Genomic DNA, 21,572 nt, shown 5'->3' on the forward strand with positions numbered 1-21,572 from the left:
GGATCGACCGTCCGTGGTGCCGCCGCCACACATCGCCCCCCGGCCGGCACGGTGGCTGCGGAGAGGTGACACCGGTGTCGCGTGACCAGGCCACGTGACCGGGCCCGCGCGGCTGGGCCGCCTGAGTGGGCCGCGTGAACTGAGCCGCGTGACTGGGCGGCGTGCCGCTCCCGCCCACGGCGTGCGGCATCTCCGTGAGTCGCCATCACGGACCAGCTCAGGCGCGCAGTGGCGCGATGAGGACCTCGGTGCCGTCGGGTCGCCAGGTACGCCATCGCCCGCCGGGATCTCGCTCCACCCGGAACCCGTGGTGGACCTTCGTGTGGTGCCGCTCGCACAACAGCGCCGAGTTCTCGATGCTGGTCCCGCCACCGTGCAGCCAGTGGATCAGGTGGTGGACGTCGCACCACCACGACGGGGCACCGCAGCCGGCGAACACACATGACCTGTCCCGCCGCTCGACAGCCTTGCGCAGCCCAGGGGTGACCACCCGGTGGTCCCGGCCCAGGTCCAACGGGGTCCCGTCCGGGCCCATCACGATCCGCGAGACGCTGCCGTCGCAGGCCACCCAGCGGGCCCGGGCCGCGGAGATCGTCGCCCCGAACCCCATCTCGGCAGCCCCGGCACCGGTGGCCGGGTCGACCAGGTCATCAAGGTCGATGCCGACGACCACGTGCGGCTTCACCGTCCGCAGGATCGGCAGGTCACCCGAGGCCAGCTGGTTGTCACACAGCTGGATGAAGGCATCGGCTTGCCGCTGAGCGCGGGTCCTGGTGTCACCCCTGGGTCGGTCGGCCTGGACGATCGACTCGATCGCCGCCTGCACCTTCTCCCCACCCACGGCGTCCAGGTCGAACCGCCCGGTCACCGTCCCGTCGGCGTGCTTGGCGATCGTCAACCGCCGCCCCTCGGTCGGATCGGGCTCGACACCGTCGGGGTCCAGCGCCGCCTCGAACGCCTGCACCGCAGCGACCAGCGACTGGTGCGGCGACCCCACCGCCACCGCCGCCCACGCTTGGTCGAACGCACCCAGGTCCACGCCCTGCTCAGCCGCCCGGGCACGCTCGGGCTCCCCCACCGCGCTGGCGACGACGTCCATCTGCGCCGCCGTCACCGCACCGTCGGCGAACCCCGCCGCCAGCACCGGAGAGTGCGCCAACGCCCGCCCCGACCGCACCACCCGCGACGCATCCGCCGCCGACAACCGCACGTGCCCGATCAGCCACGACCGCATCGACGTCAACCCGTCACGCTCAGGCGCCCGCGTGACCTCTCCATGCCGCACCGTGCGCGTCAACTCCGCCGACGCCCGGTTCACCAGCCGGACCAGCTCCGCCGTCCGATCCAGCACCTGACCATCCGTGAGACCGTGCAGGTCGTCAGCCGCCAGGGCGTCCAGAGCCGACATCAACTCGCTCACGACACCTCCCGGCCGCTTCGAACGTGTGTTCGAAGTCTACCGCCAGTGGGATGGTCGAACAACCCGAACGCCCAGCTCAGAAGCCTGTCCACAGATCTCTTCGCGGCCTTGACGGCCACGGGATCCAGCCGGCGGGTCGGCGGGGGCGCCAACGGATGAGGCTGGCTCGCAGGCTGACGACGCGGTCGCCACCGGTGAGCCGCACCGGCCGGCCCGGCGGAGCCCGCGACGGGGGCGCCAGCGGTGAGGGCGCCGCGACACATCCGGACATGGCCGTGCGGCAACGGGGCATGCCTGGTGCATGCCCCTCTCCGACGTCCTCTTCGGTGACCTGTCCGCCACCGGTCATGCGGCACTGAAGGCCGTGCTCATGTTCCTGACCGCGCTGGCCGTCCTCCGGTTCAGCGAACGCCGCACCGTCGGCCAGATGACGCCGTACGACTTCATCGTCGCGGTGGCGGTCGGTGCGATCGTCGGGCGCACCGCGACGTCCGCGCAGACCCCGTGGCTGACCGGCGCGGTCGCCCTGCTCGCCCTGGCCCTCGTCCACACGGTGGTCAGCCGGCTGCGGCTCCTCCCCTGGGTGCACCGGGCCATCGACCCCCAGGTGCACGTGCTGGTCCGGGACGGCGAGGTCGACCACCGCAAGCTCCGCCGGGCCGGCCTGCTCGACTCGGACCTGGCCGCGCTGCTCCGCCAGCAGGGGGTCTCCGACGTCGGCCAGGTGCACCTGGCGGTGTTCGAGTCCAAGGGCGGGGTCTCGGTGCTCACCTCCCCCGCCGAGCACCCGGACAGCTCCACCGAGCCGGCCACCTCCTGAGCAGCCGCCCGCCCGATGTGATCAGTCCCTCGCTCGGATGCGCCCGGTGACCGGACGGGTCTGGCAGAGTGAGGGCACCGGCGCCGCCCCCCGCTCATCCGAGAGCAGGTGGACTCGACGTCGGCGCGAGGCTGCGCCACCGAGGCGCGCCGGCGACCCGACGTCCGACCCGGACATGCGACGCGGCCCCACTGTGGCGGCCCCGCACCGGTGGACGAACGGTGGCCACCGGAGTGTTGAGGACCACCAGATGACTTCCAGCCCGTCCAGTCCTGCTCAGAACGACGGCGCCGACCGCCAGCGCCGTCGCGCCACCCGCCCGGCCGCCGCCCCCTCGGCGACCACCGGCTCCCCCGCCTTCCGCGCCCCCACCGCGCCGTCCGGCTCGCCCGCCGAGGGCGGCTCCGAGGGCGGTCGCCGCCGCCGTGGCGGCCGTGGCCGCGGCACCGGCCCGCGCCCGGAGGGCCAGCCGACCGCCACGCACGGCCCGCAGGACTTCCCGGCCCGCGCCCAGGAGACCGTGCCGGTCGCCCCGGTCGTCCCGGCCGGCGACGTCGCCACGGTGCTGCCCACCGACACCACCTTCGCCGAGCTCGGCGTGCCCGCCCCGCTGGTCGAGGTGCTCACCGCCAGTGGCATCACCGCGCCGTTCCCGATCCAGGTCGCCACGCTGCCGGACACCCTCGCCGGGCGCGACGTGCTCGGCCGCGGGCGCACCGGCTCGGGCAAGACGCTGGCCTTCAGCCTCCCGCTGGTCGCCCGCCTCGCCGGCTCCAGCAGCAAGCGCCAGCCCAAGCGGCCCCGCGCCCTGGTCCTGGTGCCGACGCGCGAGCTGGCCAACCAGGTCAACGCCGTCGTCGACCCGCTCGCCCGGGCGCTCGGCATGCGTTCGACCGTCGTCTTCGGCGGCGTCGGCCAGAACCCGCAGGTGCAGGCGCTCGCCGCCGGCGTCGACGTGCTCATCGCCTGCCCCGGCCGGCTGGAGGACCTGATCGGTCAGGGTCACGCCGACCTCGGCGCGGTGGAGATCACCATCCTCGACGAGGCCGACCACATGGCCGACCTGGGCTTCCTGCCCGGCGTCAAGCGGCTGCTGGACCGCACCCCCAAGGTCGGCCAGCGGCTGCTGTTCTCCGCCACCCTGGACAACGGCGTCGACGTGCTGGTCAAGCGTTACCTGACCAGCCCCACCACGCACTCGGTCGACCCGGCCGTCGCCCCGGTCTCGACGATGACCCACCACGTGTTCCGGGTCGACGCAGCCGACAAGGGCGAGATCGTCAAGCAGCTGGCCTCCGGCCTGGGCCGCAGCGTGCTGTTCACCCGCACCAAGCACCAGGCGAAGAAGCTGGCCAAGCAGCTGACCGCCGCCGGCGTGCCCGCCGTCGACCTGCACGGCAACCTCAGCCAGAACGCCCGCGAGCGCAACCTCGAGGCGTTCAGCTCCGGCGAGACCCGGGTGCTGTGCGCCACCGACATCGCCGCCCGCGGCATCCACGTGGACGACGTCTCGATCGTCGTGCACGTCGACCCGCCTGCTGAGCACAAGGCCTACCTGCACCGCTCGGGCCGCACCGCCCGCGCTGGTGCCGGCGGCACCGTGGTCACCATCGCCACCCCCGACCAGGCCGCCGAGGTGCGCACCCTGGCCCGTCAGGCCGGGATCACCCCGGAGGTCTCGGCGATCAAGCCCGGTGCCCGGGAGATCACCGCGCTGACCGGTCCGGCCGCCCCGTACGTCGAGCCGGCCCCGGCACCGGCCCCGCAGCCGCAGGGCACCGGCGGCGGTCGCCGTCGCCGCTCCGGCGGTGGTGGCGGTGGCGCCTCGACGTCCACCGGTCAGTCGTCGTCCGGTGGTTCCGGCCGCGGTGGTCAGACCCGGTCGGCCGGGCCGGCGCGCACCCGCGCCGAGCTGGCCGCGCGTGCCGGTCAGGCACCCAGCGGCGCCGGCCGCGGCCGCGGCCGCACCGGCCGCTGACCCCGAGCTGAGCACCGGCGGGCCGGTGGTGGTCGTCCTCCGTGGACGGCCACCGCCGGCCCGTCCTCGTTCCCGGCCCCGGTCGCGGAGTGGCTGCCGGACGGAGACGATGATGTTGAGAACTGCAGCATCCCCGTCGCGAGTGAGGTCCCCATGCGCCTGCCCATCACCCCCAGCGAGATCGCACCGCGCATCGCCACCGGCGCGTTCATCCTCAACTCCGGGCTCGGCAAGCGCGGCGCCGACGCGGAGACCGCCGCGGGGCTGCACGGCTTCGCCGCCGGCACGTACCCGGTGCTGAAGAAGGTCCCGGCGACCACGTTCGCCAAGGGGCTGTCCACCGCCGAGATCACCATCGGCGCCCTGCTGCTGACCCCGCTGGTGCCCGGCGCGGTCGCCGGCGTCGCGCTCACCGGCTTCTCCGCCGGGCTGCTGGGCCTGTACCTGCGCACCCCGGGCATGACCAAGCCCGGCAAGAGCGTCGCCCCGACCCAGGACGGGCTGCCGATCGCCAAGGACGTCTGGATGCTCGGCATCGGCCTCGGCCTGATCACCCAGGGACTGGTCGGCCGTGAGGCGCGCATCGGCACCCGCAAGCCCTCCCGGGCCAGCCGGAAGGCCACCAGGAAGGCCGCCGCGGACGCCGCGAAGCTCTCTGCGGCGAGCAAGGCCCTGACCCGCGCCCGCGAGGCCGTCGCCGCCTGACCGGCGGACGTCCGGGAGCGCCGGCCGCGCGGTCACCAGGCTCAGGTGGCCCGGCGGCCGGTCAGCTCACGGGCCAGGGCTGCGACGGCGTCCGGGCGGGTGATCGGGAGCATGTGCGCCGCGCCGGGCAGCTCGACCAGCCGCCCGCGCGGCGCGCACGCGGCCAGGTGCACCGCCCAGTCGTGCGCGCACAACGCGTCCCGCGCACCGCGGACGACGAGGACCGGCACCTGCACCCGGCGCAACCGCTCGTCGACCCGGTCCGGTGAGGTGCGCTGCCAGAGCCGGGTCATCGCCGGTGGGCCGGTGCGCAGCCACTGCCGGACGATGAGCGGTGCGTGCCACCACTGCTCGCACAGCGCGGTGCGCAGCCAGCGGCCGGCCAGCACCCGGGTCCGGCGCAGCCGCGGGTCGGTGGTCGGGCCGAGCAGCAGCAGGCCGACGACCCGAGGGTCGCGCTCGGCCGCGGCGACCACCACCTGGCAGCTCTGCGAGTGCCCCGCCAGCACCACCGGCCCGGGTCCGAGCGCGGCGACCAGCTGGTCGGTCAGCTCGCTCAGGGAGCCGACCGGAGCCCGCTCCCCCATGCCCGGCAGCCGCACGACGACCCCGCCGGAACGCCGCCGGACCCGCGTCCAGGAGCGGTCGTCGAGACCGAGACCTGGGACGCACACCAGTTCGGGAACACCGTTCGCCTCCAGGCTGCTCTCCTTCATGCCGACTGTGTCCGGGACGACGGCGCCCCGCAGCGGAGGGCGGCCGGAAGATCCAGAGCAGTAGTGGGAGGATGAGTCATCATGACGACATCAGGAGGCACCGTGACCACCGCAACCCAGTCCACCGGACGTCGGCCCCGGGTGGTCATCGTCGGGTCCGGGTTCGGCGGTCTCTTCGCCGCCCAGGGCCTGAAGAAGGCCCCGGTCGACGTCACGTTGGTCGCCAAGACCAGCCATCACCTCTTCCAGCCGCTGCTCTACCAAGTCGCCACGGGCATCCTCTCCGAGGGCGAGATCGCCCCGGCCACCCGGGAGATCCTGCGCAACCAGGACAACGCCCGCGTGGTCCTCGGTGAGGTCACCGACATCGACCTGACCGCCCGCACCGTCACCTCCACCGTGCTGGGCCGCACCACCGTGCACGAGTACGACGAGCTCATCGTCGCCGCAGGCGCCGGGCAGTCCTACTTCGGCAACGACCAGTTCGCCGAGTACGCCCCGGGCATGAAGAGCATCGACGACGCCCTGGAGCTGCGCGGCCGCATCTTCGGCGCCTTCGAGCTCGCCGAGCTGGCCACCGACCCGGCCGAGATCGACCGGCTGCTGACCTTCGTGGTCGTCGGCGCCGGCCCCACCGGTGTGGAGATGGCCGGCCAGATCGCCGAGCTGGCCCGCCGGACGCTGCGCAAGGACTTCCGGCGCATCGACCCGACCTCCGCCCGGGTGATCCTGCTCGACGCCGCGCCGAAGGTGCTGCCGCCGTTCATCGACAAGCTGGGCCAGGCCGCGGCCAAGCAGCTGAACGAGATCGGCGTGGAGATCCAGCTCGGTGCGATGGTCACCGACGTCGACGCCGACGGGATCGTGGTGAAGGACGGCGACGGCCACGAGCGCCGCATCCACGCCGCCACCAAGATCTGGGCCGCCGGCGTGCAGGCCAGCCCGCTGGGCAAGATCCTGGGCGACCAGTCCGGCGCGGCCGTCGACCGCGCCGGCCGGATCTCGGTCGAGCCGGACCTCACCCTGCCGGGCCACCCCGAGGTGCACGTGGTCGGCGACATGATCTCGCTGAACCGGCTCCCCGGTGTCGCGCAGGTCGCCATCCAGGGTGGCAAGTTCGCCGCCGAGGCCGTCAAGGCCCGCGTCGCCGGGCGACCCACCAAGCCGGAGTTCCACTACTTCGACAAGGGCAGCATGGCGACCATCTCGCGGTTCCACGCGGTCGCCGACACCTGGAAGTTCCAGTTCAGCGGCTTCATCGCCTGGGTGCTCTGGCTGGCGGTGCACATCATGTACCAGGTGGGCTTCAAGAACCGGTTCAGCACCGTCTTCCACTGGGCGGTCAGCTTCCTCGGCCGTGGCCGCTCCCAGCGGACCGCCACCCAGCAGCAGGTCTACGGCCGGCTGGCGCTGGAGGAGCTGGGCTCGGACTTCGAGGTCTCCAAGACCGGTGGCCGGCGCCACCTCGGCGAGCCGGTCGACGTCACCGGGCGCGAGTCCGCCTGACCCCGACGCCCCACGACGACGGCCCGGCCCCCGCAGCTGCGGGGGCCGGGCCGTCGTCGTCCGGAGCTCCTGGGCCGAGGCGCTAGGTGTCGGATCTCAGAAGGGGTAGACCGGCAGGTCCCCGCGCAGGGTGACCCACTGAGTCTCGGTGAACGCCTCGATGTTGGCCTGCGCCCCGCCGTGCCGGGAGCCGGTGCCCGAGGCGCCGACGCCGCCGAACGGGGCGACCGCCTCGTCGTTGACCGTCTGGTCGTTGATGTGCACCAGCCCCGCCGGGATCCGCTCGGCCAGCTGCAGCCCGGCGTGGACGTCCCGGGTCAGGATGCCCAACGAGAGGCCGTACTCGGTGCCGGCGGCCAGGGCCGCGACCTCGTCCACCGAGGAGAACGGCGTCACCGGGGCCACCGGCCCGAAGATCTCCTGCTGGTAGGCGGGTGCGTCGACCGGCACGTCGCCGAGCACGGTCGGCCGGTAGAACAGCCCCTCGAAGGTGCCGCCGGTGCGCACGGTCGCTCCCCCGCCGACGCTGCTGGTGACCAGCTCGTGCACCCGGTCCCGCTGGCCCGCGTCGATCAGCGGGCCGAGGGCCACCTGCTCCCGGAACGGGTCACCGACCGGCAGGTGCTCGACCTTGCCGGCCAGGACGGCGGTGTACTCCTCGGCGATCGACTCGTGCACCAGGTGCCGGCTGGTGGCCATGCAGATCTGCCCGGAGTGGGCGAAGGTGCCCCAGGCCCCGACCGAGGCGGCCGCGGTGACGTCGACGTCGGGCATGACGATGAGCGCCGAGTTGCCGCCGAGCTCCAGGTGCGCCCGCTTGAGGTGCTGCCCGGCCAGCGCACCGACGGCGCGGCCGGCCCGGGTCGAGCCGGTGAAGGCGATCACCCGGACGGCCGGGTCGGTCACCAGCGCCTCACCCACGTCCGCCCCGCCGGGCAGCACCTGGAACACCCCGGCCGGCACGCCGGCCTCCTCGAAGACCCGGGCGAAGACGGCGCCACCGCAGATCGCGGTGCGTGGGTCGGGCTTGAGGACGACGGCGTTGCCCAGGGCGAGAGCGGGGGCGATGGCCCGGATCGCCAGGATCGTCGGCACGTTGAACGGCGCGATGACGCCGACCACGCCGGCCGGCACCCGGCGGGAGAAGGACAGCCGCGGCGACCCGCTGCGCAGCAGCTCGCCGTAGGGGTGGCTGGGCAGCGCCGAGGCCTCGTAGCACTCCTGCGCCGAGGTGTGCACCTGGAAGTCGCCGAAGGGCTGGATGGCCCCGGACTCCCTGGCCAGCCACTCCTTGATCTCCTGCGCGTGCTCGGTCAGCAGGTCCCCGGCCCGGCGGAGCACGGCGGCGCGCTGCTCGAACGGCAGCGCCGCCCACTCCCGCTGCGCCGCGACGGCGCGCACGCCGGCCGCTGCCACGTCGGCGGGGGTGGCCTTCCCGACCTCACCCAGCTCGGCGCCGGTGGCCGGCTCGACGGAGGTGTAGGTGCCGCCGCTGCCGTCGGTCCACGACCCGGTCCAGACCTTCCCCTGCCACGCGCCGTCCTGGAGCAGTGCCATGTGTGTCCTCGTCTCGTCGGTGAGCTGTGGTGAGCGTGCCGTACCCGCCCGAGCGGACGGCACGGGGCGTTCCGTCCAGCAGAAGGCCCGATGCGGTGGCGCAGGTCACCGCGCCCTAATCTGCCACGACGCCGCAGCGCCCCACGCCGCAGCAACGACGCTCGCCCCGGAGGCCCCGCGTGACCACCGCCCCACCCCCGACCCCGCGCGCCTCCGGCTGGGTCGCCGCGCTGTGCTGGGTCGCCGTCCTGCTCGACGGCTTCGACCTGGTGGTCGTCGGCACGGTCGTCCCGACGCTGCGGACGCCGGAGGAGTGGGCGCTGTCGGACGGCGGCGCCACGTTCGTCGTCACCATCGGCCTGGTCGGGATGACGATCGGCGCGCTCACGATCGGCGCGCTCACCGACCTGGTGGGCCGGCGCAAGGCGCTGATCGGGGCGGTGGCGTCGTTCTCGCTGTTCACCCTGCTCTGCGCGGTCGCGCCGAACGCCGGGGTGTTCGGGCTGCTGCGCTTCCTGGCCGGGCTGGGGCTGGGCGGCTGCCTGCCCACCGCGATCGCCATGGTCAACGAGTTCACCCGGCGGGCGGCCGGGCGGGCCACGACCACGATGATGACCGGTTACCACGTGGGTGCGGTGCTCACCGCGGCGCTGGCGATCGTCGTCGTCGAGCCGCTGGGCTGGCGCTGGATGTTCGTCATCGGCGCGGCGCCCGCGCTCGTCGTCGTCCCGCTGATGCTGCGGCACCTGCCGGAGTCGCCGTCCTTCCTGCTCGCGCACGGACGCCGGGCCGAGGCCGAGGAGATCGCCGGACGGCACGGCCTGACGCTGGAGGCGGCACCCCCGCCGGCGACCGGGGCGGGCGCGACGATCCGCACGCTGTTCACCGGTGGGCGGCTGGTCACCACCCTGGCGATCGCGGTCACCTCGTTCATGGGGCTGCTGCTGGTCTACGGCCTCAACGGCTGGCTGCCGACGATCATGCGCGAGGCCGACTACGAGCTGGGTGCGGCGCTGGCCTTCCTGCTGGTGCTCAACGTCGGCGCGGTGGTGGGCCTGCTGGTGGCCGGCACCGTCGCCGAGCGGATCGGCCCGCGCGCCGCCGGCATCGTCTGGTTCGCCGCCGGCGCGCTGTTCCTGGCCCTGCTCTCGGTGCGGCTGCCGCTGCCCGGCGTGTACGCGATGACCTTCCTGACCGGCTGCTTCGTGTTCAGCGCCCAGGTGCTGGTGTACGCGTTCGTCAGTGCTGACCACCCGCCGCAGGTGCGGGCAACGGCGCTGGGCTGGGCCGCCGGGGTCGGCCGGGTCGGGGCGATCACCGGTCCGGTGATCGGTGGCGCGCTGCTCGGTGCGGGGATCGCGTTCCCATGGGGCTTCTACGTCTTCGCCGTGGTCGGCGCGCTGGGCGCGCTCGCCCTGGCGGTCACCCGGGTGCGCCGCGACACCGCCACCGTCGCCTGAGCGGCGCTCACCCCGTGGGGGTGCCGCATGCCCCAGGATCATGCCGCTGAGTGCCTGCTCAGCGGCATGATCCCCCGGGGATGAGCACCGGGACGGGGACGGGGGCGGCGTGGGGATGAGCGGCCGACTGCCTCCGCGGGTGGGACTGCTCGCCCTGCTGCACGGCTCCGGGGGCCTGCTGTGTGCCCTCAGCGCCCTCCACCCGATGAGCCCGCGGACGCCGGTGGGCCTGCTGTGGGCGCTGGCCGCCGTCGGCGGGGTGGTCGCCGCCGCACTGCTGCTGGCCGGCCAGCGGGTGACCGTCGCCGTCGGGCACGTCGCGCTGGCCCTGTACTCGACGCTGCTGGCGGTGCTCGCCGCCTGCTCGGCGACCGCGGTCGGGGTGGTCGGGCTGGGGCCCGTGCTCATCGTGGTGGGGCTCTACGCCGCGCACTTCCTCCCGCTCCGGGCCGCCCGGGCGCACGCCGTCTGGCTGGTCACCGCCGCGACCGCCGGGGCCGTGGTCGCAGTGCCGAGCGGGTTCGCGATGGCCTGGCTCGTCGCGGTGGTGAACACGCTGCTGCTCACCGAGGCGCACGGCCGGCTCAGTGGCCGGCTGCGCACCGACGCCGCGACCGACCCGCTCACCGGGCTGGCCAACCGCCGGGCCTGGCAGGAGGAGGCCGAGCGCTGCCTCGCCCGCGCGCAGCGGGTCGGCGAGCCGCTGACCGTGGCCCTCCTCGACCTGGACGACTTCAAGCTGGTCAACGACCGGGACGGGCACAGCGCCGGCGACCGGCTGCTGCACGAGGTCGCCGCGCACTGGCAGGCCCGCCTGCGCGCCTCCGACCTGCTCGGCCGGCACGGCGGCGACGAGTTCGTGCTCTGCCTGCCCGACACCGACCTCGCCGGGGCCGAGGACCTGCTGGCCCGGCTGGACGGCGCCCCGATCAGCTGGTCGTTCGGGACGGCGACCGCCCGGCCGGGCGACTCACTGCAGTCCTTGCTGCAGCGGGCCGACGCCGAGCTCTACGCCCTGAAGCGCCGCCGCGGCCGGGCCGCCGACCCCGGCGCCCGTCTCGGCGACGGCTGATCCGGGGGCCGGTCAGCGATCGGCCAGCGACCGGCCGCCGGGCAGCCGGCGACCGCCGAGCAGCGCCACCAGCGCACCGCCGTCCGCCCGGACGACGTCACCGCTCCCCCAGCTCCAGTCGGCGTCGGTGGCCTCGAGCCGGACCCCGTCGAGGACGAGACCGAAGAACGCACCGTCGACGGCGGTGAGCTGGTCGAGGACGGCGACCACCGCCGCGGCCGGCGCCACCGCCGGTCGGCCGAGGGCGACGGTGACGTCCAGGGAGTGGATGACGGCGTGGCTGAGCGCACCGGCGGCGCCACCGCCCGGGGGCTGCCACGCGTGCAGGGCCGGCGACCGGAGCGCGGCCAGCAGCTCGGTGACCGGCAGGTGTGCGTCGCGGGCGGCCACGGTGTCCGACAGCCGGGTGAAGTCCCCACCGGCCGCGGCCATCTCGGCGCCGAACTCCTCGGCCGACAGCCGCGCCGGCATCGTCACGTGCGCCACCACGTGCCGGACCTGCCACTCCGCGCACAGCGACGCGGCGTCCCAGGTGTCGGTGGTCCCGGCTGCCAGCAGAGCGGCCAGGCCGTCGTAGGTCTCCCCCACCCAGGGCTGGCGGTCGTGCGCGTCACCGTCGTGCTCGGTCATCCCGGTCTCCTCCCGCGCCACCGATCGCGGCGTCCCCAGCCAGGACGCCGCCCAGTACCGGAACTCATCGCCCGGCCGACGTGTCCCGGTTCAGTCGGCCCCGGCGGCCAGCTGCTCGACCCGGGCGGCGGCCCGGTCGCGGATCGCGGCGGCGGTCTCGGCCCGGCGGACGGCGGCGTCCCGCCGGTGCTCGGCGTGGCCGACGGCGGTGACCGCCTCCCCCGCCCGGCGCTCCAGCCGGCGCAGCTCCTCGGCCAGCCGGGCGGCCTGCTCCTGCAGCTCGTCGCGCCGGTCGGTGGCGGCGACCAGCTGCTGCTCGGCGTCCTCGGCGGCCGCGGCGGCGTCCCGGGCGACGCCGGCGGCCTCCTCGGCGTCCCGCCGGGCCTGCTCCAGCTCCCGGCGGCGGCGCTCCTCCTCCCGCCGGCGGTCCTCTTCCTGTCGGCGGCGCTCCTCGGCTTCCCGCCGGCACTCCTCCGCGTCCTGCTGCCCATCGGCGGCGTGCGCCGGGCTGGGCGGTCGCACCGTCGTGGCGGGTTCGGCGACCCCGCTCCCCGCCGGCGCCGTGCGGCCCGCGCGCACCGGTGTGGCCACCGCGCCGCTGAGGTCGACCGGGCCGAGCCCGCTGTAGGTGAGCGCGGTGGTGAGCCGGCCGGCCAGCAGCGCCTGCCCCGCGTCCGGGTCGGCCATCGCGGCGCGCAGCGTCCCCTCCACCTGCTCGGCCACCGCGCTGCTCACGTCGTGGCCCTCGCCGTGCGCGACCGCCCGGGCCTGCCGGGCCAGCGCCGCGACCACCTGGTTGCGCTGCCGGCCGAGCGCACGCAGCTGGTCGGCGGAGAGGTCGACCTGGGCCTGGCGCAGCAGCTCGCCCAGCAAGATCAGCTGGCCGACCTCGTCGGGCCGGCGCCGGGACAGCAGGTTGCACACCCAGGCGGCGGTGGTCGGCTTGGGCAGGGCAGCGACCGCCTTGGCCAGCTCCTTGTCCCCGGCGGCCCTGGCCCGGTCGCGTGCCGCGGTGCGCGCGGCGACGAACTCCTCCGGCGGGACGGCGTAGAGCTCGTCGGCCAGCTCGTCCAGCTCGGGCACCGGGCCCCTCTCTCGTGGGTGGTCAGGGGGCGGCGCCAGTCGTCGGCGGTCAGGTGCGAGCCGGCCTGCGGCCCATCTGCATCATGCCGCCGTCCACCGGCCCGGACGCGCCGGTGACGTAGCCGGCGGCCTCGGAAGCGAGGAAGGCGACCACGGCGGCGACCTCCCGGGCGTCGCCGGGCCGCGGCACCGGGATGCCGGGACGTCGCTTGCCCGGCGCGGTCGGGTCCTTCTCCTCCTGGCCGGTCATCGCGGTGGCGATCTCCCCGGGGCGACGGCGATGGCCCGGCCCATGCCCGACTCCGAGCCGGTGACGACGGCGACGCGCTGCGGGCTGCTCCCGGTCATGGCCGCCCGCCACCCGGCCTCGACCCGCCCGGCGCACGGCCGACTTGTTCTAGTCTGCATAGAACAGTTAGGTTGCTGCCGTGCTGGTGCGCATCGACCCCGACTCGTCGGCGCCGCTGCACGCCCAGATCTCCGCGGCGATCCGGCGGGGCATCGCCCAGGGCGAGATCGCACCCGGCGAGCGCTTGCCCGGCGCCCGTGACCTCGCTGCCGCCCTCGGGGTCAACCTGCACACCGTGCTGCGCGGCTACCAGGAGCTGCGCTCCGAGGGCCTGGTGGAGCTGCGCCGCGGGCGCGGCGCCCAGGTGCGCACGGACGCCGCACCGGCGGTGGCCGCGCTGCGCCAGGCCGTGCACGCGCTCGTCGAGGAGGCGCGGCGGCTCGGGCTCAGCGCCGGCGAGGTCACCGCCCTGGTGCGCGAGGCGATGACGTGAACGGACGGGGCGCACACCACCCCCGGTCGACGGCAGGTCCACCCAGGACGAGGACGGAGCGGCGGAGATGAGCAGCAGCACGAGGAACGGCCCGGGCAGCACCGAGGGGCCGCTGCGACGGGTCCGCGCGGTCGTCGCGGTGGCCGCCCCACTGGCCGCCTGGGCCGCCGGTGTGGCCGTCGTGGCCGCCTGGCGGGCCGAGCTCCCCGACCCGGTCGCCGTGCACTGGGGCACCGCCGGCGCCGACGGCTTCGCCGCCCCGCTGACCACCGTGCTGCTCACCGGCATCGTGCCGGCGCTGGGCGCCGCGGTCAGCGTGCTGACGCTGCGCGCCCGCCGGTTCGCCGTCCCGGAGCGCCGGCTGCTGGTCGGCTCCGCCGCGGGTGTCTCGCTGTTCTGCACCGGTCTCACCGTCGGCAGCATCGCCGGGCAGCGCGGGCTGATCGACCCGGCCGCCGCGCCCTCCCCCACGGCGGCCGTGCTGGTCGCCGGCGCGCTGGCCGTGTTCGGTGGCCTGGCGGTCGCCCGGCTCCTGCCGGCCGCACCGCCCGGGACCGCGCGGACGACGGCGGCGCCGCCTGAGTCGGCGCCCCGGGTGCCCCTGGCCGCCGGGGAGCGAGCCGTCTGGTCGGGCTGGACGACGATGGAGCCCACCGGCCTGGCCCTGCTGGTCAGCACCGGCATCGTGTTCGGCGGGCTGGTCGTGTTCGGCATCGCCCCGCCGGTGCTGCTGCTGGCCCCGGCGCTGCTGCTCGGGATCGGCCTGGTGTTCGGCAGCGCCCGGGTCTGGGTGGACGAGCGCGGGCTGACGGTGCACTCCCCACTGGGGTGGCCCACCTGGTCGGTGCCGCTGGCCGAGGTCGCCGAGGCAGGCGTGACCGACGTCCACCCGCTGCGGCAGTTCGGCGGCTGGGGCTACCGGGTGGGCCGCGACGGGCGCACCGGCGTCGTGCTGCGCGCCGGCGAGGCGGTCGAGGTGGTCCGCGGCGACGGCCGGCGCTTCCTGGTGACGGTGCCGGGCGCGGCCGGGGCGGCGGGGCTGCTCAACAGCCTGGCGAGCCGGCAGCGGGCCTGACCCGGCTCGTCCCGGCCCCCAGGACGGCCGGCCGTCCTTCGTCCCCGCGGACGAAGACCGCTCCCCGGCCACCCAGCAGGCTCGACCCATGGGTCGACCGCTCGCGCTCGAGGACGTCCTCTCCCTCCAACTGCCCGGGGAGCCCACGATCGCCCCGGACGGCCGCCAGGTCGTCTACGTGCTGCGCACCACCGACGCCACGGCCGACGCCGACCACTCCGCGCTGTGGTCGGTCGCGGCCGCCGCCGACGGCTGGTCGGCGCCCCGACCACTGACCCACGGCACCGCGGACACCGCCCCGGCGTTCTCCCCGCAGGGCGATCGGGTGGCCTTCCTCCGCGGCGGCAACACCCCACCCCAACTGCACGTGCTGCCGCTGGACGGCGGTGAGCCCGAGCGGGTGACCGACCTGCCCGCCGGTGCCGGCGCCCCGGTCTGGGACCCGGCCGGCACCCGGATCGCGTTCACCGCCCCGGTGCGCCCGGAGCGCGCCGACCACGACCCGGTCCGCGCCACGCGGATGGGCTACAAGGCCGACGGAGCGGGGCTGCTCCGCGGCGCCCACCAGCACCTGCACGTGCTCGACCTGGCCACCGGCGAGGTCGAGCAGCTGACCTCCGGCGACTGGCACGCCGGCCGGCCTGCCTGGTCCCCGGACGGCGCCCGGCTGGCCTTCGCCGCCGCCACCGACCCGGACGCCGACCTGACCCACCGCACTCCGGTGCACGTGGTCGACGCCGGGGGCGGGCCGCTCCGCCGGGTGGGTGACGGCCTCGGCATCGCCGGCCCGCTGCTGTGGACCGCCGATGGGACCGCGCTGCTGGTCGCCGGCCAGCCCACCGTCGCCGTGGGCCACACCGGACTGCTGCACCAGCCGCTGGACGCAGCCACCGCCGGGCGCGACCTGGCCGCACCGCTGGACCGCAACGTCATGCCCGGCGGCCCCGGGTACCCCGGTGGGCTGCCGCAGCTGACCGCCGACGGCGCCGACGTCGTCTTCTGCGTGCGCGACCGGGGCTGCTCGCACGTGTACGCCACCGCCGTGGACGGCTCGGGTGCCCCGCGGCCGGTGGTCACCGGGGACGACGTCGTCGTGTCCGGGCTCGCGGTGGCCGCCGCCGCGGGCGTGGCCGCGATCGTGCTGGCCGACCCGGCGACCTACGGCGAGGTGGCCGTCGTCGACCTGGCCGACGGCACCCTCACCCGGGTCACCGCACACACCGCCGCGAGCCTGCCGGACGTCGACCTGGTCGCCCCGCGACCCCGGACGTCCACCGTGCACGACGGCACGCAGGTGCACGGCTGGCTGCTGCTGCACCCCGACACCCCCACCCCGGCACCGCTGCTGGTCGACGTGCACGGCGGCCCGCACAACGCCTGGTCACCGGTGGCCGACGCGGCGCACCCGTACCACCAGGCGCTGGTCGCGGCGGGCTGGGCGGTGCTGCTGGTCAACCCGCGCGGCAGCGACGGCTACGGCCGGGAGTTCTTCACCGGCGCGGTCGGCGGCTGGGGCACCGCCGACGAACGCGACTTCCTCGACCCGGTCGACCAGCTGGTCGCCGAGGGGGTGGCCGACCCGGCGCGGCTGGCGCTGACCGGCTACAGCTACGGCGGGTACATGACCTGCTGGCTGACCGGCCGCACCGACCGGTTCGCCGCGGCGATCGCCGGCGGGGTGGTCGCCGACCTGACCAGCATGGCCGGCACCAGCGACGCCGGGGAGGCACTGGGCCTGGAGTACGGCGACCCGGTCACCGACCCCGACGGCGTCCGGGCGCACTCCCCGATCACCCACGTGCACCGGGTGCGGACGCCGACGCTGGTGCTGCACGGCGGCGCCGACGAACGGTGCCCGGTGGGTCAGGCCGAGCAGTGGTTCGCCGCCCTGCGCGCCCAGCGGGTGCCCACCGAGCTGGTGCTCTTCCCCGGCGGGTCGCACCTGTTCATCCTCACCGGCCGCCCGTCCCACCGGGTCGGCTACAGCCGCCGGCTGATCGACTGGGCCGAGCGGCACGTGACCGGCCCGCGGCTGGACCAGCAGCACTGGCAGCGCCGGCTGACCGAGCTCGCCGCGGCGCACGGGGTGCCCGGGGCGAGCCTGGCGATCCGGCGGGTGCGGGCCGGTCGCCCCGACGAGCTGGTCGAGGCAGCGACCGGCGTGCTGAGCCGGGCCACCGGCGTCGAGGTGACCCCCGACTCGGTGTTCCAGATCGGCTCGATCACCAAGGTCTGGACGGCGACCCTGGTGATGCAGCTGGTCGACGAGGGGCGGCTGGACCTGGACGCGCCGCTGGTCGAGGTGCTGCCCGAGCTGCAGCTGGGCGACCCGGACGTCGCGAAGCGGGTGACCATGCGGCACCTGCTCACCCACACCAGCGGCATCGACGGCGACGTCTTCACCGACACCGGCCGGGGCGACGACTGCGTCGCGCGGTACGTGGCGGGCCTGGCCGAGGTGCCGCAGAACCACCCGCTGGGCGCCACGTTCTCCTACTGCAACTCCGGCTTCGTGCTGGCCGGCCGGGTCGTCGAGGTGCTCACCGGCCAGACCTGGGACGCCGCACTGCGCGAGCGGGTGGTCGAGCCACTGGGGCTGGGGCACACCTCGACCCTGCCGGAGGAGGCGATCCTGCACCGCGCCGCGGTGGGGCACGTCGCCCCCGAGCCGGGCGCCGACCCCGAACCCGTCCCCACCTGGATGCTGCCGCGCTCGCTGGGCCCGGCCGGGCTGGTCAACGCCACCGCCCGCGACGTCACCGCGTTCGCCGCGGCGCACCTGCGCGGTGGCCTGGCCGCCGACGGCACCCGGCTGCTGTCCGCGGAGTCGGCGGCGGCGATGCAGGCCCACCAGGCCGACCTGCCCGACGCGCACACCCTCGGCGACTCGTGGGGGCTGGGCTGGATCCGCCACGACTGGCACGGTGCCCGCCTGGTCGGCCACGACGGCGGCACCTTCGGGCAGGGCGCGTTCCTGCGGGTGCTGCCCGGCGAGCGCCCCGGTGAGGGTCTGGTGGTGTCGCTGCTGACCAACGGCGGCCAGATGCTGGACGTCTACGCCGACGTCCTCAGCGAGGTCTTCGCCGAGCTCGCCGGGGTGCGCCTGCCGGCCGCCCTGGAGCCCCCGGCGCAGCCCCCGACGGTGGATCCCGCCCGGTACGTCGGTGAGTACGAGCGCAGCTCGGTGCGCACCGAGGTGTTCGAGCGGGACGGCGGGCTGGTGATGCGGCAGACCGCGTCCGGCGCGGTGGCCGAGGCGACCGGCCGGCCGGTGCAGGAGCACGCCCTGGTGCCGGTGTCCGAGGGACTGTTCGCGATGCGCGCCCCGGGTACCCGGGGCTGGTCGGCGGTCACGTTCTCCGAGCTGGCCGACGGCACCCGCTACGTCCACTCCGGTGGCCGCGCCAACCCGAGGAAGGGCTGATCCCCCGGTGACCGACCTGCGCCCCGACGTCCTGCCCGCCGACCTCTCCCCCGCCGGCTTCGCCGGCCTGCTCCCGGCGATGCTGGCCGACCTCGAGGAGCTGGTCACCTGCGAGACCCCGTCGGCCGACCTGGCCGGGGTGGCCGAGGGCGCGCAGCGGGTGGCCCGGCTGGGCGCCCGCGACCTCGGCGCCGAGCCGGAGGTGCTGGTCCGTGCGGGCTGCACCCACCTGCGCTGGCGGCTGGGCACCGGCCCCCGCCGCGTGCTGGTGCTCTGCCACCAGGACACCGTGTGGCCGCACGGCACCCTGGCCGCGATTCCCTGGTCGGTGACCGACGGTGTGGTGCGCGGGCCGGGCTGCTTCGACATGAAGGCCGGCATCGTCCTGGCCGGCACCGCCCTCGCCCGGCTCCGTGCCGCGGGCGTGGACCTGGACGGGGTGACCGTGCTGGTCACCGGGGACGAGGAGGTCGGCTCGCCGACCTCGGCCGACCTGATCCGCGACGAGGCCCAGAGCTGCGCGGCGGTGTTCGTGCTGGAGGCCAGCGCCGACGGCGGCGCGCTGAAGACCGGCCGCAAGGGCGCCTCGATGTACGACCTGGTCGTGACCGGCCGGGCCGCGCACGCCGGGCTGGAGCCGGAGAAGGGGGTGAGCAGCACCGTGGAGCTGGCCCACCAGGTGCTGGCGATCACCGAGCTCGCCGACCCTGGGCTGGGCACCACGGTGACCCCCACGGTGCTCACCTCGGGCACCACCACCAACACCGTGCCGGCGACCGGGCGGCTGAGCGTGGACGTGCGGGCGCTGACCGCCGCCGAGCAGCAGCGCGTGGACGCCGGCATGCGGGCACTGACCCCGCGGCTGCCCGGCGCGGTGCTGGAGCTGCACGGCGGGATCAACCGTCCGCCACTGGAGGAGGCCGCCTCGGCCGGGCTGTTCGCCCTGGCCGAGGAGGTCTCCGCCGGGCTCGGGCTGCCCGCCCCGGCCGGGGTGACCGTGGGCGGTGCCTCGGACGGCAACTTCACCGCCGGCATCGGGGTGCCGACCCTGGACGGGCTGGGCGCGGTCGGCGGTGGGGCGCACGCGGTCGACGAGCACGTGCTCGCCGATGCCCTCCCCGGCCGGGCGGCGCTGCTGGCCGGCCTCGTGCAGGCGGTGCTCGCCGGCGGGGGCCTTGGCCTACCGGACGAAGAGCCCTCCGGTGAATGAGCAGCCCGCACCAAGCCCGGCCGGGGTCGCCGCACCGACCATGGGCGGCGTGACCGAGCTGATCGACGCGACGCCGCCCGCCTCGCTCGCCGTGGTGAGCACCGCGGCCGCCCGGGCCGCCACCGACGTCGCCGCCGGGGCCGCCGCCCGGTCGGGGGTGCAGGTCCTCGAGCTGACCGCCCTGGACGACCTGCGGGCGGTGCAGGCGCTGTTCGACTCGATCTGGCACCCCGCGCCGGACAACCCACCGGTGACCGTGGAGCTGATGCGGGCGCTGACCAAGGCCGGCAACCCGCTCACCGGCGCCTACGCCGACGGGGTGCTGGTCGGCGCCTGCGTCGGGTTCTTCGCCGCGCCGTCCGGCACCGCGCTGCACAGCCACGTCACCGGCGTGGTCCCGGCCGCGCAGCGGCGCAGCGTCGGCCGGGCGCTGAAGCTGCACCAGCGCGCCTGGGCGCTGCGGCACGGCATCACCCGGATCACCTGGACCTTCGACCCGCTGGTGCGCCGCAACGCGTGGTTCAACCTCGGCCGGCTGGCGGCCAGCCCCGTGGAGTACCTGCCGGACTTCTACGGCCCGATGGAGGACACGATCAACGCCTCCGACCAGTCCGACCGGCTGCTCACCCGCTGGGACCTCGACAGCGCCGCGGTGTCGCGCGCGGCCGCTGGCGAACCGTGGACGGTCGACCTGGGCGCCGTACGTGCCGCCGGGGCGGTGGCCGTCGTCTCCACCGGACCCGGTGAGGGCCCCGTCGTCGCACCGGCTCCCCCCGGCGTGCCCTGGCTGGTCGCGGTGCCGCCGGACGTCGAGGCGCTGCGCGCCCGGGACCCCGCGCTGGCCGCGGAGTGGCGGGTCGCCGTGCGGACCGCGCTGGGCGGAGCGCTGTCGGCCGGTGCGCAGGTGCTCGGGTTCGCCCGCGAGGGCTGGTACGTCGTCGACGGTGCGGCACCCGGCCGCGCCCCCGAGGCCGGGAGGGCCGCACGGTGAAGCTCGAGTCCGTGGAACTGCGCCGGATCGCCATGCCGCTGGTCGCGCCGTTCCGCACGTCGTTCGGCACCGAGACCACCCGTGACGTGCTGCTGGTGCGGGCCCGCACCGACGCCGGCGAGGGCTGGGGGGAGTGCGCCGCGCTCGCCGAGCCGAAGTACTCCGCCGAGTACGTCGACGGCGCCGCGGACGTGCTGCGCCGCTACCTGGTGCCCGCCCTGGCCGCCGTCCCCGACCTGGACGCCCACGCCGTGGGCCGCACCCTCGCGCCCTTCACCGGGCACTTCATGGCCAAGGCGGCGATCGAGACCGCGGTGCTGGACGCGCAGCTGCGCGCCGCCGGGCAGTCGTTCGGGTCGTTCCTCGGCGCGGCGGTGGACCGGGTGCCCTGCGGGGTGTCGGTCGGGATCATGGACTCGGTCCCGGCGCTGCTCGACGCCGTCGGTGGGTACCTGGACGCCGGGTACCTGCGGATCAAGCTGAAGATCGAGCCCGGCTGGGACGTCGAGCCGGTGCGCGCCGTCCGCGAGCGGTTCGGCGACGTGGCGCTGCAGGTGGACGCGAACACCGCCTACGCCGTCTCCGATGCCCGGCACCTGGCCCGGCTGGACCCGTTCGACCTGCTGCTGATCGAGCAGCCGCTGGCCGAGGACGACGTGCTGGGGCACGCCGAGCTGGCCCGCACGGTGCGCACCCCGATCTGCCTGGACGAGTCGATCACCTCCGCGCGCACCGCGGCGGCGGCGATCAGCCTGGGCGCCTGCTCGATCGTCAACGTCAAGCCCGCCCGGGTCGGCGGATACCTGGAGGCGCGCCGGATCGCCGAGCTGTGCGCGGCGCACGGCGTGCCGGTGTGGTGCGGCGGGATGCTGGAGACCGGGCTGGGGCGGGCGGCGAACGTCGCGCTGGCCGCGCTGCCGAACTTCACCCTGCCCGGGGACACCTCGGCGTCGAACCGCTACTACGCCACCGACATCACCCCGCCGTTCGAGCTGGCCGACGGTCACCTCGCGGTGCCCACCGGGCCCGGGCTGGGGGTCTCCCCACTGCCGGAGATGCTGGAGGACGTCACCACCTCGGTGGTGGAGGTCCCGCTGCGCTGACTCGTCCAGCCGCACCAGATCCGGTCGATCAGTGGTGCGC

The 21,572-nt window shown here is 75.6% G+C and carries 18 protein-coding genes; 12 read left to right on the forward strand and 6 right to left on the reverse strand.

All coding sequences use genetic code 11. The features are described from left to right. Nucleotides 1-217: 217 nt before the first annotated feature. On the reverse strand, nt 218-1,420 hold the full coding sequence (locus HLA93_RS16040; RefSeq protein ID WP_222195416.1) for an HNH endonuclease signature motif containing protein: 1,203 nt from the start codon (nt 1,418-1,420) through the stop codon (nt 218-220). 301 nt (nt 1,421-1,721) lie between these two features. Between HLA93_RS16040 and HLA93_RS16045 the strand changes: the two genes are divergently transcribed. The 3 genes from HLA93_RS16045 (at nt 1,722) to HLA93_RS16055 (ending at nt 4,923) form a co-directional block, all read left to right on the forward strand. Continuing rightward, on the forward strand, nt 1,722-2,240 hold the full coding sequence (locus HLA93_RS16045) for a DUF421 domain-containing protein (protein ID WP_222195417.1): 519 nt from the start codon (nt 1,722-1,724) through the stop codon (nt 2,238-2,240). Between the two features lie 250 nt (nt 2,241-2,490). Continuing rightward, on the forward strand, nt 2,491-4,218 hold the full coding sequence (locus HLA93_RS16050; RefSeq protein WP_222195418.1) for a DEAD/DEAH box helicase: 1,728 nt from the start codon (nt 2,491-2,493) through the stop codon (nt 4,216-4,218). Nucleotides 4,219-4,371: 153 nt separating this feature from the next. Beyond that, complete coding sequence (locus tag HLA93_RS16055; protein ID WP_222195419.1) at nt 4,372-4,923, forward strand: hypothetical protein; 552 nt, start codon at nt 4,372-4,374, stop codon at nt 4,921-4,923. A gap of 41 nt (nt 4,924-4,964) precedes the next feature. On the opposite strand, the gene HLA93_RS16060 is transcribed toward HLA93_RS16055, so the two are convergent. Then, a complete protein-coding gene (locus tag HLA93_RS16060; RefSeq protein ID WP_222195420.1) occupies nt 4,965-5,639 on the reverse strand; it encodes an alpha/beta fold hydrolase in 675 nt (224 codons plus the stop codon). A 102-nt stretch (nt 5,640-5,741) separates the two neighbouring features. Here HLA93_RS16060 and HLA93_RS16065 point away from each other — a divergent pair, with 102 nt between their 5' ends. Further along, nucleotides 5,742-7,145: an NAD(P)/FAD-dependent oxidoreductase gene (locus HLA93_RS16065; protein ID WP_308128177.1), complete on the forward strand. Its 1,404-nt coding sequence runs from the start codon at nt 5,742-5,744 to the stop codon at nt 7,143-7,145. 96 nt (nt 7,146-7,241) lie between these two features. On the opposite strand, the gene HLA93_RS16070 is transcribed toward HLA93_RS16065, so the two are convergent. Further along, the gene (locus HLA93_RS16070) at nt 7,242-8,702 is read right to left on the reverse strand and encodes a benzaldehyde dehydrogenase (protein ID WP_222195422.1); all 1,461 of its coding nucleotides are present in this window, start codon (nt 8,700-8,702) and stop codon (nt 7,242-7,244) included. A 179-nt stretch (nt 8,703-8,881) separates the two neighbouring features. Between HLA93_RS16070 and HLA93_RS16075 the strand changes: the two genes are divergently transcribed. Together HLA93_RS16075 and HLA93_RS16080 are read left to right on the forward strand one after the other, a co-directional pair. Next, nucleotides 8,882-10,162: an MFS transporter gene (locus HLA93_RS16075; RefSeq protein ID WP_222195423.1), complete on the forward strand. Its 1,281-nt coding sequence runs from the start codon at nt 8,882-8,884 to the stop codon at nt 10,160-10,162. Between the two features lie 139 nt (nt 10,163-10,301). Next, on the forward strand, nt 10,302-11,234 hold the full coding sequence (locus tag HLA93_RS16080) for a GGDEF domain-containing protein (protein ID WP_222195424.1): 933 nt from the start codon (nt 10,302-10,304) through the stop codon (nt 11,232-11,234). Between the two features lie 12 nt (nt 11,235-11,246). On the opposite strand, the gene HLA93_RS16085 is transcribed toward HLA93_RS16080, so the two are convergent. The 3 genes from HLA93_RS16085 to HLA93_RS21120 form a co-directional block, all read right to left on the reverse strand. Beyond that, nucleotides 11,247-11,864 carry a maleylpyruvate isomerase family mycothiol-dependent enzyme gene (locus HLA93_RS16085; RefSeq protein ID WP_222195425.1) on the reverse strand — a complete coding sequence of 206 codons (618 nt, stop codon included), beginning with the start codon at nt 11,862-11,864 and terminating at the stop codon, nt 11,247-11,249. A gap of 90 nt (nt 11,865-11,954) precedes the next feature. Continuing rightward, the gene (locus tag HLA93_RS21115; RefSeq protein ID WP_246626809.1) at nt 11,955-12,947 is read right to left on the reverse strand and encodes a hypothetical protein; all 993 of its coding nucleotides are present in this window, start codon (nt 12,945-12,947) and stop codon (nt 11,955-11,957) included. Between the two features lie 49 nt (nt 12,948-12,996). After that, on the reverse strand, nt 12,997-13,197 hold the full coding sequence (locus HLA93_RS21120; RefSeq protein WP_246626810.1) for an SDR family oxidoreductase: 201 nt from the start codon (nt 13,195-13,197) through the stop codon (nt 12,997-12,999). A 178-nt stretch (nt 13,198-13,375) separates the two neighbouring features. Here HLA93_RS21120 and HLA93_RS16095 point away from each other — a divergent pair, with 178 nt between their 5' ends. The 6 genes from HLA93_RS16095 to menC all read left to right on the forward strand — a co-directional run bounded on the left by HLA93_RS16095 (nt 13,376) and on the right by menC (nt 21,532). Beyond that, nucleotides 13,376-13,729: a GntR family transcriptional regulator gene (locus HLA93_RS16095; RefSeq protein WP_222195426.1), complete on the forward strand. Its 354-nt coding sequence runs from the start codon at nt 13,376-13,378 to the stop codon at nt 13,727-13,729. Nucleotides 13,730-13,796: 67 nt separating this feature from the next. Continuing rightward, nucleotides 13,797-14,804 carry a hypothetical protein gene (locus HLA93_RS16100; protein ID WP_222195427.1) on the forward strand — a complete coding sequence of 336 codons (1,008 nt, stop codon included), beginning with the start codon at nt 13,797-13,799 and terminating at the stop codon, nt 14,802-14,804. 88 nt (nt 14,805-14,892) lie between these two features. Continuing rightward, on the forward strand, nt 14,893-18,228 hold the full coding sequence (locus tag HLA93_RS16105) for a serine hydrolase (RefSeq protein WP_222195428.1): 3,336 nt from the start codon (nt 14,893-14,895) through the stop codon (nt 18,226-18,228). 7 nt (nt 18,229-18,235) lie between these two features. Beyond that, nucleotides 18,236-19,438 carry a M20 family metallopeptidase gene (locus HLA93_RS16110; protein WP_308128178.1) on the forward strand — a complete coding sequence of 401 codons (1,203 nt, stop codon included), beginning with the start codon at nt 18,236-18,238 and terminating at the stop codon, nt 19,436-19,438. A gap of 40 nt (nt 19,439-19,478) precedes the next feature. Continuing rightward, nucleotides 19,479-20,429 (forward strand): GNAT family N-acetyltransferase, encoded by a 951-nt coding sequence (locus HLA93_RS16115; RefSeq protein ID WP_246626870.1) that lies wholly within the window; start codon nt 19,479-19,481, stop codon nt 20,427-20,429. Then, nucleotides 20,426-21,532: an o-succinylbenzoate synthase gene (gene menC / locus HLA93_RS16120; RefSeq protein WP_222195430.1), complete on the forward strand. Its 1,107-nt coding sequence runs from the start codon at nt 20,426-20,428 to the stop codon at nt 21,530-21,532. The genes HLA93_RS16115 and menC overlap by 4 nt, the downstream gene beginning before the upstream one ends. The last annotated feature ends 40 nt before the right edge of the window (nt 21,533-21,572 follow it).

This window comes from Modestobacter italicus (assembly GCF_019799965.1).
Lineage (GTDB): Bacteria > Actinomycetota > Actinomycetes > Mycobacteriales > Geodermatophilaceae > Modestobacter > Modestobacter italicus_A.

What these genes read in the sequence shown, in the direction of transcription:
- HLA93_RS16045 (WP_222195417.1), top strand. Translation starts at nt 1,722, where the DNA reads ATGCCCCTCTCCGACGTCCTCTTCGGTGACCTGTCCGCCACCGGTCAT.
- HLA93_RS16050 (WP_222195418.1), top strand. Translation starts at nt 2,491, where the DNA reads ATGACTTCCAGCCCGTCCAGTCCTGCTCAGAACGACGGCGCCGACCGC.
- HLA93_RS16055 (WP_222195419.1), top strand. Translation starts at nt 4,372, where the DNA reads ATGCGCCTGCCCATCACCCCCAGCGAGATCGCACCGCGCATCGCCACC.
- HLA93_RS16060 (WP_222195420.1), bottom strand. Translation starts at nt 5,639, where the DNA reads ATGAAGGAGAGCAGCCTGGAGGCGAACGGTGTTCCCGAACTGGTGTGC.
- HLA93_RS16070 (WP_222195422.1), bottom strand. Translation starts at nt 8,702, where the DNA reads ATGGCACTGCTCCAGGACGGCGCGTGGCAGGGGAAGGTCTGGACCGGG.
- HLA93_RS16085 (WP_222195425.1), bottom strand. Translation starts at nt 11,864, where the DNA reads ATGACCGAGCACGACGGTGACGCGCACGACCGCCAGCCCTGGGTGGGG.
- HLA93_RS21120 (WP_246626810.1), bottom strand. Translation starts at nt 13,197, where the DNA reads ATGACCGGCCAGGAGGAGAAGGACCCGACCGCGCCGGGCAAGCGACGT.
- HLA93_RS16100 (WP_222195427.1), top strand. Translation starts at nt 13,797, where the DNA reads ATGAGCAGCAGCACGAGGAACGGCCCGGGCAGCACCGAGGGGCCGCTG.
- HLA93_RS16105 (WP_222195428.1), top strand. Translation starts at nt 14,893, where the DNA reads ATGGGTCGACCGCTCGCGCTCGAGGACGTCCTCTCCCTCCAACTGCCC.
- HLA93_RS16115 (WP_246626870.1), top strand. Translation starts at nt 19,479, where the DNA reads ATGGGCGGCGTGACCGAGCTGATCGACGCGACGCCGCCCGCCTCGCTC.